Below are 12635 nucleotides of genomic sequence, written 5' to 3' on the forward strand. Positions count from 1 at the left end.
CCATGGCTCTCGGTCCCCGGCTTTCAGATATCCCCAACATTCGTCGCACCCTCACGTTCTACAAGGTGTCGTCGATCATCACCGGTACCTTCCTGCTCGTGCTGTGCCTCATGATGGTGTTCCGCTACGGACTGGGCGGCGACATCGAGCTGAACGGCCCCTCCGCTTTCTTGACGCTCACACCGAAAGAGCTCGTGCAGGGCATCAACGTCTCGACAATCATCCTGATCGTTCACGGCTGGCTTTACGTGTTCTACGTCGCGGCCGACTTCATCCTCTGGCGCCTGACGCGATTCTCCTTCTTGCGCTTCCTCTACATCGCCCTCGGCGGTGTCATCCCCTTCCTGTCGTTCTTCCTCGAACGTCAGGTGCCTCGACTCGTTGAGGCGAAGATCGCGACACTCGAATCCGCTGCAGCTGCGAAAGCGGCCGGCGCTGACTCCGCAAAGGCAACTGCATGACCGACTCCACGGCCACATCCGCAGACACGAACGCTCGCCCCGTTCTCGTCGTCGACTTTGGCGCTCAGTATGCGCAATTGATCGCACGCCGTGTGCGCGAAGCCAACGTGTACAGCGAGATTGTTCCTCACACCATCACCGCTGAAGAGATTGCGGCCAAGAACCCGGCCGGCATCGTTCTGAGCGGTGGCCCGTCGAGTGTCTACGAGCCTGGCTCGCCCGACCTCGACCCCGGCATCCTCAAGCTCGGCGTTCCGGTCTTTGGTATTTGCTACGGCTTCCAGGTGATGGCCCGCCAGCTCGGCGGCACCGTTGCTAAGACCGGATTGCGTGAATACGGCGCTACCGACATGACGGTTCAGGGTGGCGGCGGCTCGCTGCTCGCCGACCAGCCGAGTGAGCAGACGGTGTGGATGAGCCACGGCGATGCTGTGACCGAAGCCCCGGAGGGCTTCGAGGTTCTCGCCAGCAGCGATGCGACTCCGGTTGCCGCCTTCGCGAGCAAGGAACGCGGTCTCTACGGAGTGCAGTGGCACCCCGAGGTGAAGCACTCCACTCACGGTCAAGATTTGCTCGAGAACTTCTTGCACGATGCTGCGGGCATCCCCGCCGACTGGAACAGCGGCAACGTGATCGCTGAGCAGGTCGAGCGTATCCGCGAGCAGGTTGGTTCAGCCCGCGTGATCTGTGGTCTTTCTGGTGGAGTTGACTCCGCTGTTGCTGCCGCCATCGTGCACAAGGCCGTCGGCGACCAGCTCGTCTGCATCTTTGTCGACCACGGTCTGCTGCGTCAGGATGAGCGTCGCCAGGTTGAAGAAGACTACGTCGCTTCCACGGGTGTGCGTCTCGTCACCGTCGACGCCGTTGATCAGTTCATGGATGCCCTCGCCGGAGTCACTGACCCCGAGACGAAGCGCAAGATCATCGGCCGCGAATTCATCCGCAGCTTTGAGAACGCCGCTGAGGCGCTCGTGCTCGAAGCTCAGGGTGGCGAAGAGCCCGTCAAGTTCTTGGTGCAGGGAACCCTGTATCCGGATGTCGTGGAAAGTGGCGGCGGAACCGGCACGGCCAACATCAAGAGCCACCACAACGTGGGCGGCCTGCCCGAAGACTTGCAGTTCGAGCTCGTTGAACCGCTGCGCACCCTATTCAAGGATGAGGTTCGTGCGATCGGTCGCGAGCTCGGATTGCCGGAGGTCATTGTTGGCCGCCAGCCGTTCCCTGGCCCCGGCCTCGGCATCCGCATCATCGGTGAAGTCACTCACGACCGTCTCGAACTGCTGCGCAAGGCTGACGCGATCGCTCGCGCCGAGCTCACCGCCGCGGGTCTCGACGACTCGATCTGGCAGTGCCCCGTTGTTCTGCTCGCCGACGTTCGTTCGGTGGGCGTTCAGGGCGACGGCCGCACCTACGGTCACCCGATCGTGTTGCGCCCGGTGTCGTCGGAAGATGCGATGACCGCCGACTGGACTCGCTTGCCCTACGACGTTCTTGCCAAGATTTCTAACCGCATCACCAATGAGGTAGATGGGGTGAACCGCGTGGTTCTCGACGTCACGTCGAAGCCGCCAGGAACCATCGAGTGGGAATAAGGGTTTAACAACAAAGCCCCCGTCACCCGGCTAATGCCGAGGTGACGGGGGCTTTGTTGTTACGAGACGGTGGCGCTAGTCGCGAAGGATCGCGAAGAAGCGCAGCATTTCGAGGTACAGCCACACGACGGTGACCATGATGCCGAAGGTGCCCTTCCAACCGAACGCGCGGGGTGCACCGTTGGCAGCGCCCCGTTGAATGAAGTCAAAGTCGAGTACGAGCGAGTACGCGGCCATGATCACGACGAGCACACCAAGTACGGCACCGAACGGGAGTCCGATGAACGGAATCTCAGCGCTGCGGAGACCAAACGCATCATCGGTCGCTCCGGTGAGCATCATGACCATGTTCACGAGGGCGAAGACCATGTAACCGACCATGGCAATGAGGAAGACCTTGGTGGCCTTCTTCGACGCACGAATCTTGCCGCTGGCGAAGAGAGCGAGCGTGACGCCGACGACAACAAGCGTTGCAATGACGGCCTGAGTAACGACGCCATTGAACTGGGTCTCATAGAAACGCGAGATGCCGCCAACGAAGACACCTTCGACCGCCGAGTAGGCGAGAACAAGGGCGCCGGAGGGCTGCTTCTTGAAGATGTTGACGAGCGCGAGGACGAAACCGACAAGGCCGGCTCCGATCCAGAGCAGCGGCATGTCGGCGATCCAGCCGATGGCGGCGCCGACGAGCAGGAGCGCGAAGGCTCCGGCAGTCTTAGCAATGGTGTCTTCGACGGTCATGACATCACCGGAGTCGGGAGCCGACTCGCGGTTGTACATGTCGTTAAGTTTTTGGGTGGATACCTGGTTCGCTACGGCGATTCCGCCGCGCGAGCTAAACGCAGCATCGCGGGAGAAAGCGGGGTTATTGAGTGCCATGATTCCTCTGCTTGGGGTGGTGTCACACTTTTGTGACGCACCCCAAAACTACCGGAGTTCGCTGAGAAATGCCGGACTTTCAGCGCCGCATGGCTGCGCTCTGAGCGATCAGCTGGGCAACCCACGCTGCGGCCACGAGAGCGACCGCCGAAATCGCGAGTGCTTGAGGCATCGAGGAGTACTCCTGATAGAAGCGCGTCAGCACAATCCCGTTCGCGACTGGGATGGTGAGCGCGAGGTAGGAGATCAGCGGTCGGTGTCGCACGATAAGCCAACAGAGCAGCGGAATGGCGAGAGTCCACATCGACATGGGGCCGGTGAGCATGATCCAGATCTGGCTGACCGCGGGCAGGGCCACGATCATCCGGCGCCAGCCCTTCGCGGGCATGATCGACCAACCGACGACCGTTGCAGTGGTGCCGATCAGCAAAATTATGAGGGTGTAGTTATTGGCACCCTGCAAATGCACGGCGCCCGCAATGATGAGCACGAGCCCCGCAAAATAGCGGTCGGCGTAGTGACCCCACTTGAGCGGGAGCCGCCGGGTGGGTTCCCAGTCGCGGGCGAGCGAGAACCGGTTAGCTGACATTGGTCAGCAGCGAGTACAGCAGGATGCCCCACACGACCAACCACACATAACCGAGCGCCGTAGCGATGCGGGCCATGATCATGCCGCGTTCGCCATTCTCTTTGATCTGTCGCATCGCGAGATGACCGAAGATCAGCGCGGGCGCTCCGCCGAAAGCGGCGAGAATGAGCGCGAGAATCGCGATGGGGTTCGTTCGCGGCGCTGCTAACGGCGCCGGGCGCGCTGCATCCGCCGAGGTGGGTTCTCCGCAATAGATGCAGAATTTCCACTCCGGTTGCACTTGGGCAGCGCATGACGAACATTCGGGCATGTCCCAATATTAGTGGGAGCCGATGAAACGCATATTCTTGACTCAATGAGCACCACCATTCGCCCGCTTGTGATCGGGCACCGCGGGGCAAGCGGCTATCGCCCAGAGCACACTAGAGCCGCCTACGAACTTGCGTTCACGCTGGGGGCGGATGCCGTCGAACCCGACATCGTGGCGACTCGGGATGGCGTGCTGGTGCTGCGCCACGAGAACGAGATCTCGGGCACAACGAACGTGGCCGAGCATCCGGAATTTGCGGATCGGCGTACCTCCAAGACGATCGATGGCGACGCGATCACAGGATGGTTCACCGAGGACTTCACGTGGGACGAACTCTCGACGTTGCGGGCCCGCGAGCGGCTGCCCGAAGTTCGGCAAGCGAGCACGACCCACAACGACGGATCGCCGATTCTGCGCTTGAGCGACCTGCTGGAGATTGTTGACCAGCACCCGGAGGCGGCGCGTCGCCCGCTGAAGATCGTTGCCGAGATCAAGCACGCGAGTTACTTTGCGTCGATCGGGTTGCCGCTCGACGAACTCTTTGCGCGCGACGTGCGGGAGTGGGCCACGGCCGACAACTTGATCATCGAATCATTCGAGCAGAGCGTGCTGCACCGCATCCGGGATCGAGGGATTCCGGGGCAGTTGGTGTTCTTGCTCGAGTCGAGCGGTGCACCTTCTGATCTGATCGCCCAACACGGTTCGAAGGCGCGCAGCTATGCCGATCACCTCAGTGACGAGGGGCTCGCTCAGCTCGCGCGCGAAGTCGACGGCATCAGCGTGGACAAGAAAATGCTCATGCTCAAGGATCTGGCCGGCAACCTCACGGGGACGAACGACCTGGTTGACCGTGCTCACGCCGCCGGTCTCCTCGTTTTCTGCTGGACCCTGCGCGCCGAGAATCGGTTCTTGCCGAAGAACCTGCGCTCGAGCAAGCAGCCTGAACAACACGGAGACTGGCTCGCAGAGTTTCGCACCCTCATGGATTCCGGTCTCGATGGTGTCTTTGCCGACCAACCCGACCTCGCGGTCACTGCGCGCGGGTAGAGTCGAGGGGCGATGACGACAGCTCTTGACTCTCACGACCCTGGCCGTTCTGACGACGGCAATCCCGTTGGCGACCCTCTGCTCGATGGGCTGAATCCGCGCCAACGCGAAGCCGTTGAGTACCGCGGCCCCTCGCTGCTGATCGTGGCGGGTGCCGGTTCGGGCAAAACGAGCGTGCTCACGCGTCGTATCGCCGGGTTGTTGCGCTCGCGCGAAGCGTGGCCGAGCCAGATTCTGGCCATCACCTTCACCAATAAGGCTGCCGCCGAAATGCGCGAGCGCGTCGGGGCGATCGTCGGCGACTCGGCTGAGGGCATGTGGATCTCCACCTTCCACTCCGCGTGTGTGCGCATCTTGCGGCGCGAAGCGGAAGCCTTCGGGTTCTCCAAGAACTTCACCATTTACGACTCGGCCGACAGCAAAGCGCTACTCAAGCGAATTCTCAAAGAGCTCGACGCCGATATGTTTGGCCTCACCGTCAGCAAGGCCGCTAATCGCATCTCGCAGCTCAAGAACGAGCTAACCGACGTCGAAGGTTTCGCGCGGGATGCCAACCTGAACGACCCGACAGAGAAGAAGTTTCTTGAGGTCTTCCGCCGCTACACGCGCGGTCTCAGCGATGCCAACGCTTTCGACTTTGACGACCTCATCGGTCAGACGGTCTACTTGTTCCGGGCGTTCCCGCACATTGCGGCAACGTACCAGCGCCGCTTCAAGCACATCCTTGTCGACGAGTACCAAGACACGAACCACGCGCAGTACTCGCTGATTCGTGAGCTGACCAAGCCGCCGACTCCCGAGCAATTCGAGACCTCGCCTGGCGTACTCGTGCAGGGGCAGTCCAACGAACTCGAGGCCGCGTCGCTCACGGTGGTCGGCGACAGCGATCAGTCGATCTATGCGTTCCGCGGGGCCGACATCCGCAACATCGTGGAATTTGAGCGCGACTTTCCCCGCTCGACAGTGATTCTGCTTGAGCAGAACTACCGTTCGACCCAGACGATTCTGGATGCCGCTAACGCGGTGATCTCTCACAACTTTGACCGCAAAGACAAAAAGCTCTTCACGACGGTCGGTGCTGGCGACAAGATCGTCGGATTCACCGGGTACTCGGGGCACGACGAAGCGCAGTTTGTGGCGGATGAAATCCAGAAGCTGCACGATGAAGGCGTCGCTTACAAAGACATTGCCGTCTTCTATCGCACTAACTCGCAGACACGTGCGCTGGAAGAGATCTTCATTCGTGCGGCTCTGCCGTACCGAGTTCTCGGGGGCACGAAGTTCTACGAGCGCGCCGAAATCAAGGATGCCTTCGGTTACCTGATTGCGGTTGCTAACCCGGCGGATCCGCTGGCGCTGCGTCGCATCATGAACACCCCGAAACGTGGCATTGGTCCGGCGACCGAAGCGGCGCTTCAGGCGTGGGCGGATGACCGGGGAATGACCCTGCGCGATGCGATGCGCAACGCCTCCGAACTCGGCCTCGGCCCCAAAGTGACGAAAGCGATCGTCGGTTTGGCTGAGGTGCTCGACGAGGTAATGGCGAAGGTAGAAACATCCAAGCCCGCAGACATCTTGACCGAACTGCTCGAACGCTCGGGCTACCTTGCTGCGCTGCGCGCCTCGCAAGACCCACAGGATGAAGCTCGCGCCGAGAACGTGGATGAGCTCGTGGCCGTGACCAAGGAGTTCGGTAAGAACAACCCCGATGGCACCCTGCTCGACTTCCTCACCGAGGTGTCGCTCGTGGCCGCGGCGGATGACCTTGATGACTCGAGCGGAACTGTGTCGCTCATGACACTGCACACCGCGAAGGGCCTCGAGTACGACTCCGTGTTCCTTACCGGTGTCGAAGAAGACCTGCTGCCTCACCGTATGTCGGCCAACGAGCCCGGTGGCCCCGCCGAAGAGCGGCGCCTGTTCTATGTAGGCATCACGCGTGCCCGCAAGCGACTGTTCCTCTCGCTCGCGATGACTCGCGCGCAGTTCGGTGAGGTCAACGTGGCAATGCCGAGCCGCTACCTGCAAGAGATTCCGACCGAACTCATCGAGTGGAAGCAGTCGCCGGGAATGGCGAACTCGCGCGGCGGTACTCAATCGAGGGCGCTCAACGCTCGCCGCGATGGCAACAGCGGTGGCGGCTCGTGGTCCGGTTCGCTCCGGGCGGCGGCAGCGGGCGGACTGCCGCCGGCACCTCCACGCGCTAAGACCGAATGGGCTAACCCCGTCACGGCAACCGTGCGCGACAATGGCGACCTCACTCTGGCGGCGGGCGACCGCATCCGTCACACTGACTTTGGTGACGGAACCGTGAATCAGGTCACGGGCGCTGGCCCGAAGAGCATTGCTGACGTTCAATTCGACACCGCAGGGCGCAAGCGCCTGCTGATCAAGATTGCTCCCATTGAGAAACTTTGATTCCGAAGGAACACCGCAGTCGGGTACGCCGCGTCATTGGGAGCCCCGGCTGGTTGTTCCGCGCGTTCGACCGCTCGATACCGACGATGAGCTCGCGAAGGCGCTCGCAGCAGTGCGCGTGGAGCTCAAGCTGCCCACCGAGTTCAGTGCTGAAGTCGAAGAAGCGGCTGCGGCTGCTGTAGCTGCATTCGAGCCGCCTGAGCTCGACCTCACCGCCATTCCCTTCGTCACGATCGACCCCGAGGGCGCCACAGATCTCGATCAGGCGCTCTACCTCGAACGCACCGGCGAAACGCTGCGCGTGATGTACGCGATCGCTGAAGTGCCCGCCTTCGTGCTGCCCGGTTCCGTCGTTGATGCGGAAGCCCGCAAGCGCGGCCAAACCTTGTACGGTCCCGATGACCGGGTGCCGTTGCATCCGACGATCATCAGTGAAGATGCCGCATCGCTGCTGGCTGGTGCGACGCGACCCGCTTTCGTGTGGACCTTCGACTTGGATGCCACGGGCGAGGTCATCGCGACAACTCTCGTGCGTGCGCAAGTGCGTAACCGTCGCCAGTTCAACTATGTCGAAGTGCAGGAGTTGCTCGACAACGACCGCGCGGACGAATCGCTCTCGCTACTGCCGGAGTTTGGGCGCCTGCGTACCGAGCTCGAACGCCAGCGCGGGGGAGCGAGCCTCAACCGTCCCGACGAAGAAGTGGCTGTCGTTGATGGCCAGTATGTGATCGAGCGCCGAGCTTCGCTACCCGTCGAGGACTACAACGCCCACGTCTCGCTCATGACCGGCATGGAGGCCGCGCGCATCATGCTCGAGGGCAAGGTGGGCATTCTGCGCACGATGCCCGCGCCCGATGACGAGACGCTTGAGCAGTTCCGCCGTCAGGTAGCGAGCCTCGGATGCCCGTGGCCCGAGAACCAAGACTATGGCGAGTACTTGCGCACCCTCGACCACTCCGACCCTCGCGCCCTCGCGGCGACCCACGCCGCCACGTCTCTCTTTCGCGGAGCCGGTTACACGCCCTTCGACGGCGAACTGCCCGAAGACACCATCCAGGCCGCCGTTGCAGCGCCCTACGCCCACGCCACAGCGCCGCTGCGTCGACTCGTCGACCGCTTCGTGCTTGTCGCGTGTGAAGCGATTGTCGCGGGGCGCGAAGTACCGAAATGGGTGCGCGAAGCTCTTCCGCAACTGCCCAAGATCATGGGCCGCACGAGTCAGCTGGCGTCGCAGTTCGACCGCTCGTCGGTTGACGTGATCGAAGCGGCACTGTTGCGGCCGCGAGTGGGCGAGGAGTTCGAGGCAACAGTGGTTTCGGAGCGCGCCGAGGGTGGCGTCATCCAGATCGCTGAACCGGTAATCACGGCCCGCATCTCCGGCACGGTTTCGGCCGGAGACACGGTGCGTGTGCGACTCGTTTCTGCCGAGATTGCGACAGGAACGATCGAGTTCGAACTCGCGTAGTTCGCTTCAGTAGGTCTAGAACTTGCCGGAGTTGACCCAGGTGCTCGGGTCGGTGATCTCTTCGGAGACAACCCAGTGCTCAGCGATGAGGCCATTCTCGACGCGGTAGAGGTCGATCAGGGCGGTAGCAGTGCCCGCGATCTCGGCTTCGGCGAGCACAGCCACAAAGTTGCCCGAGCCGATGACTTTGTGAATCTGCTTGTAGACGAGACCATTCGCGGTGGCGTAGCTCACGAAGGCGTCGAGGCCGTCGGCAATGCGAGCGTCGTGCTGAGCAAGGTCAGCGTGAACGTAGGTGGAGGTAAGGGCGAGGTCTGCACCGACGAGAACCTTCGCGGCGAACTCCGACACGAGGTGCTTGTTGACCTCAGTCTTGTCGAGATCGGTGACCTCGGTTGGGCCATCGATCGGCGTGCGGCCGCTCACGCTCGTGGGCTCCACTTCGGCGATCATGTCCCAGTGCTCGACGATCTTGGCGTCATCGTCGGTGTCGAAGATGTCGGCGGTCACATAGGCGAACTCACCATTGTTGAGCTTCTGGTGCGCCTGGACGAAGACGAAATGGCCGTCTTCAAAACCGCGGATGATTTCGATGTCGCGAATCGGGTTGCGATCGATGAAGTCGGCGAAGAACTCGATGAAGCCATCCTTGCCATCGCGCACCGGGGTGGAGTGCTGGGTGTACCGCTGGCCGACGTACTTGTTCACGGCGACTTCGTAGTCACCGTCGCGGATGCCCTCAAGGTAGATGGCCTTGGCGTTGTCGAGTCGTTGTCCCATGGGATGCTCCTAGAAGTGTGGTGAGGGGGTGCGATTGAGTACTTCAAGCATCCCGCGCAGCGAGAAGCGAGCACAGGTGCGACCGCGACCGCTTATGGTGCAAAGTGGACAAGGCTGCGACGAAACTCCGCCGGAGAGGTGCCGACCACTCGCTCGAAGAACTTCGCAAAGTTGGAGGGCTCGCTGAATCCGAGTGCCGTCGAGATGGATGCCACGGTGCCGTCGGTGTGCGCCAGCAGCCGTTGTGCTTCGAGCATGAGCCGCTCATCCAGCAGCGCTTTGGCGGTGAGGCCTGTGACGGTTTGGCAGGCGCGACTGACGGTGCGCTCGGAATAGCCGAGGCCGGTGACGTAGTCGCGAACATTGCGGCTGCGAGTGAGGTCGCGTTCGAGGGCCGCGCGGAAGGCGAGGTAGGCGTGGGGGAGAGCGCCGCGGCCGGGCTCGCTACTCGCGCGCTGATAGAGAGCGACGAGTGCGGCGAACAGCGCGGTGAGCAGGGTGACGGAGTGTTCGTCAGCCGTGAATCGCTGTTGTTCCCGCTCAATCGCGGTGACGAGATCGAGTGCGGTCGCAAGCGAGTGCTCGCCCAGGTCGGCGTGAGTCGGATCGCCGGGAAGCCAGGGCGCTGTTCTTGTGGCGGTGGGCGATGCCACGACCACACTGGCGCTGAGGTCGTTTTCGACGTGCCACTGCTGCACTTGCCCGGGTCGCACGAACAGCACGCGGCCGGGGTGCAGAGCGATCGTCTGAAAGTCGACGGTGTGCGAGCCGCTGCCACTGCGGATGACAATCATGAGTTCGAAGGAGGGCCGCTGCGCGCGTTCGAAATAGGTCGGGCCCATTCGCTCGACGAGCGCCGCGTAGTCGAGCACCTCCGCGGGAAGCGCCAGTCCGTGCTCGCTCGCGAAGTCGACCGGCAGCACGGTCCCGTCGCGTTCGTCGTCCATAGTGGTCACACGCCGATGCTAGCGCTGCCGCTTTCGAAAGGCAGCCAGATACCGGCGCTGCGCCGCGAAGCGCACCCAGCGGGGAAGGTGCGGGTACACCGCGCGCGTGACCCGCATGATCCGGTCGAAGCGTTTCTGGTGGTGGGGTAGCGCATAGGCCTCGCGCAAGTCAGGGCTCAGTAACCCGGCGGTCAGCACGCGCACGAGCGGCATTGAGGCGCGTAACCACCACGGTCCGCCGGTCGGATGTAGCAACTGCTGGGCAACGTGTTGGCTCGCGTCCGTGACGCGCAACGAAGCCACGCTCTCGTTCCAGTAGGCAGCGAACGCCGCGCGGTCGGTCGGCCACAGCGCGCGGGGAACGCCCAGCGCGGTCGCAATCACGGCGTAGTCGGCGAGCAGGGTTTCGGCATCCACTTCGCGCAGCGGCCCGAAAACCAGCTCGCGCACCCGCATCGCCGTGTCGTACAGCGTGGCAGCTACCCACAACTGCAGCTGCGGGTCGCGGGCGTCGTAGCTGTCGGCCCGCACCGGTCGGTGAGCCGCGCCCACTCGCCGCGCGACCTCGGCAGCCTCAGCCGGCGTGCCATAGACGGTGACGTAGAGATACGTGAGGGTGCCGTTGAGGCGATCCAAGGGGCGCCGCGCAAAGTCACTGTGCTCGGCGACCGCCTGCCCCACAGCAGGGTGCGCGATTTGCAACAGGATCGCCGCCCCACCGCCGGCCAACAGAGCGACGTCGGCAGAGACATCCGCAATTCTGAGAGGGGCGGATGCGGGCATGAAGCCAGTTTAGGAGCGTGTAAACACAAGATTTACTGATCTTTCGCCCTGTACAGCCCGCTATCGGAAAACCCACAACGTTAGGCACGGTAAGGTTTTCTATTGGCGCGCGACTCTTGGAGCCGACCAACTTGGCACCGTTTCGCCGCCTTCCCCACTCACCATTACGCGCGGATTGGAATGAGCAGCGTGGATCTATATGAGTACCAGGCCAGAGATGTATTTGAGTCTTATGGCGTACCAGTACTTGCCGGCCTAATTGCCGACACCCCAGAAGAAGCCAAAGCAGCAGCCGAGAAAATCGGTGGAACCGTTGTAGTCAAGGCTCAGGTCAAGACCGGCGGTCGCGGCAAGGCGGGTGGTGTCAAGGTCGTTCACAACGCCGACGACGCTTACGCCGCAGCCGAGCAGATCCTTGGTCTCGACATCAACGGCCACACGGTCAAGCGAGTAATGATTGCTGCCGGTGCTCGCATCGCGCAGGAGTTCTACTTCTCCGTGCTGCTCGACCGAGCAAACCGCTCCTACCTTTCGCTCTGCAGCGTTGAGGGTGGAGTGGAGATCGAGGTGCTTGCTGTTGAGCGCCCCGAGGCTCTCGCCAAGATCGAGATCAACCCGATGCAGGGTATTGACCTCGCCAAGGCCACCGAAATCGCCAAGGCTGCGAACTTCCCGGCCGAGCTCGTTGACAAGGTGGCCCCTGTCTTCGTGAAGCTCTACGACGTGTACAAGGGCGAAGACGCAACTCTCGTTGAGGTCAACCCCCTCGTGCTCACCGAAGACGGCCAGATCCTGGCTCTCGACGGCAAGGTATCGCTCGACGAGAACGCTGAGTTCCGTCACCCCAAGCACGCCGCTCTCGAAGATGCTGCAGCGGCTGACCCGCTTGAGGCGAAGGCTAAGGCCAACGACCTCAACTACGTCAAGCTCGACGGTGAAGTAGGTGTCATCGGTAACGGTGCCGGCCTCGTCATGTCGACGCTGGATGTTGTTGCCTACGCTGGCGAAAACCACGGCAACGTGAAGCCCGCCAACTTCCTCGACATCGGTGGTGGAGCCTCCGCTGAGGTCATGGCCGCCGGGCTCGACGTTATTCTCAACGACCCTCAGGTCAAGAGCGTATTCGTCAACGTCTTCGGTGGAATCACCGCGTGTGACGCTGTTGCTAAGGGAATTGTGGGTGCGCTCGCAGAACTCGGCAGCTCAGCCAACAAGCCTCTCGTTGTCCGCCTCGACGGCAACAAGGTCGAGGAGGGTCGCGCGATTCTCGCCGAAGCGAACCACCCCCTCGTGACGCTAGCCGCATCTATGGACGAGGGCGCCGACAAGGCTGCCGAACTCGCCAACGCCGCGAAGTAAGGAAC

12 protein-coding genes are annotated in these 12635 nt (G+C 62.3%); 6 read left to right on the plus strand and 6 right to left on the minus strand.

All coding sequences use genetic code 11. From position 1 onward, the window contains the following. Positions 1–2 precede the first annotated feature (2 nt). Entirely contained in the window at positions 3–461 is a 459-nt protein-coding gene (locus CLV85_RS03815) for a DUF3817 domain-containing protein (RefSeq protein WP_100388258.1), read from the plus strand. Then, a complete protein-coding gene (gene guaA / locus CLV85_RS03820; protein ID WP_100388259.1) occupies positions 458–2053 on the plus strand; it encodes a glutamine-hydrolyzing GMP synthase in 1596 nt (531 codons plus the stop codon). Before CLV85_RS03815 ends, guaA begins: the two co-directional genes overlap by 4 nt. 75 nt (positions 2054–2128) lie before the next feature. Here guaA and CLV85_RS03825 read toward each other — a convergent pair whose 3' ends face one another. The 3 genes from CLV85_RS03825 to CLV85_RS03835 all read right to left on the minus strand — a co-directional run bounded on the left by CLV85_RS03825 (position 2129) and on the right by CLV85_RS03835 (position 3831). After that, positions 2129–2932, minus strand: coding sequence for a Bax inhibitor-1/YccA family protein (locus CLV85_RS03825; RefSeq protein ID WP_100388260.1), 804 nt, complete (start codon positions 2930–2932; stop codon positions 2129–2131). 79 nt (positions 2933–3011) lie between these two features. Beyond that, entirely contained in the window at positions 3012–3521 is a 510-nt protein-coding gene (locus tag CLV85_RS03830; RefSeq protein ID WP_100388261.1) for a hypothetical protein, read from the minus strand. Then, the gene (locus CLV85_RS03835) at positions 3511–3831 is read right to left on the minus strand and encodes a DUF4190 domain-containing protein (RefSeq protein ID WP_100388262.1); all 321 of its coding nucleotides are present in this window, start codon (positions 3829–3831) and stop codon (positions 3511–3513) included. Before CLV85_RS03835 ends, CLV85_RS03830 begins: the two co-directional genes overlap by 11 nt. A 45-nt stretch (positions 3832–3876) precedes the next feature. Between CLV85_RS03835 and CLV85_RS03840 the strand changes: the two genes are divergently transcribed. From CLV85_RS03840 to CLV85_RS03850, 3 genes are read left to right on the plus strand one after another with little or no spacing between them, the layout of a single operon-like run. Further along, positions 3877–4878: a glycerophosphodiester phosphodiesterase family protein gene (locus CLV85_RS03840; RefSeq protein WP_100389257.1), complete on the plus strand. Its 1002-nt coding sequence runs from the start codon at positions 3877–3879 to the stop codon at positions 4876–4878. 12 nt (positions 4879–4890) lie between these two features. Then, positions 4891–7296, plus strand: a complete 2406-nt coding sequence (locus CLV85_RS03845; protein WP_100388263.1) for an ATP-dependent helicase — start codon at positions 4891–4893, stop codon at positions 7294–7296. 49 nt (positions 7297–7345) lie between these two features. Further along, positions 7346–8761 (plus strand): RNB domain-containing ribonuclease, encoded by a 1416-nt coding sequence (locus tag CLV85_RS03850; RefSeq protein WP_169925804.1) that lies wholly within the window; start codon positions 7346–7348, stop codon positions 8759–8761. Between the two features lie 15 nt (positions 8762–8776). Here CLV85_RS03850 and CLV85_RS03855 read toward each other — a convergent pair whose 3' ends face one another. From CLV85_RS03855 to CLV85_RS03865, 3 genes are all read right to left on the minus strand, one after another. After that, positions 8777–9541 carry a nuclear transport factor 2 family protein gene (locus CLV85_RS03855; RefSeq protein ID WP_100388265.1) on the minus strand — a complete coding sequence of 255 codons (765 nt, stop codon included), beginning with the start codon at positions 9539–9541 and terminating at the stop codon, positions 8777–8779. A 92-nt stretch (positions 9542–9633) separates the two neighbouring features. Next, positions 9634–10488 (minus strand): helix-turn-helix domain-containing protein, encoded by an 855-nt coding sequence (locus CLV85_RS03860; protein ID WP_229820493.1) that lies wholly within the window; start codon positions 10486–10488, stop codon positions 9634–9636. 18 nt (positions 10489–10506) lie between these two features. Continuing rightward, positions 10507–11271: an oxygenase MpaB family protein gene (locus tag CLV85_RS03865; RefSeq protein WP_100388267.1), complete on the minus strand. Its 765-nt coding sequence runs from the start codon at positions 11269–11271 to the stop codon at positions 10507–10509. Positions 11272–11460: 189 nt separating this feature from the next. Between CLV85_RS03865 and sucC the strand changes: the two genes are divergently transcribed. Beyond that, positions 11461–12630, plus strand: a complete 1170-nt coding sequence (sucC, locus tag CLV85_RS03870; protein WP_100388268.1) for an ADP-forming succinate--CoA ligase subunit beta — start codon at positions 11461–11463, stop codon at positions 12628–12630. Positions 12631–12635 lie beyond the last annotated feature (5 nt).

This window comes from Salinibacterium amurskyense, from assembly GCF_002797685.1.
GTDB classification, from domain to species: domain Bacteria; phylum Actinomycetota; class Actinomycetes; order Actinomycetales; family Microbacteriaceae; genus Rhodoglobus; species Rhodoglobus amurskyensis.

Bases quoted from the DNA above. Each gene is read 5' to 3' on its own strand.
- CLV85_RS03815 (WP_100388258.1), top strand. From the start codon at position 3: ATGGCTCTCGGTCCCCGGCTTTCAGATATCCCCAACATTCGTCGCACC.
- guaA (WP_100388259.1), top strand. From the start codon at position 458: ATGACCGACTCCACGGCCACATCCGCAGACACGAACGCTCGCCCCGTT.
- CLV85_RS03825 (WP_100388260.1), bottom strand. From the start codon at position 2,932: ATGGCACTCAATAACCCCGCTTTCTCCCGCGATGCTGCGTTTAGCTCG.
- CLV85_RS03830 (WP_100388261.1), bottom strand. From the start codon at position 3,521: ATGTCAGCTAACCGGTTCTCGCTCGCCCGCGACTGGGAACCCACCCGG.
- CLV85_RS03835 (WP_100388262.1), bottom strand. From the start codon at position 3,831: ATGCCCGAATGTTCGTCATGCGCTGCCCAAGTGCAACCGGAGTGGAAA.
- CLV85_RS03840 (WP_100389257.1), top strand. From the start codon at position 3,877: ATGAGCACCACCATTCGCCCGCTTGTGATCGGGCACCGCGGGGCAAGC.
- CLV85_RS03845 (WP_100388263.1), top strand. From the start codon at position 4,891: ATGACGACAGCTCTTGACTCTCACGACCCTGGCCGTTCTGACGACGGC.
- CLV85_RS03855 (WP_100388265.1), bottom strand. From the start codon at position 9,541: ATGGGACAACGACTCGACAACGCCAAGGCCATCTACCTTGAGGGCATC.
- CLV85_RS03860 (WP_229820493.1), bottom strand. From the start codon at position 10,488: ATGGACGACGAACGCGACGGGACCGTGCTGCCGGTCGACTTCGCGAGC.
- CLV85_RS03865 (WP_100388267.1), bottom strand. From the start codon at position 11,271: ATGCCCGCATCCGCCCCTCTCAGAATTGCGGATGTCTCTGCCGACGTC.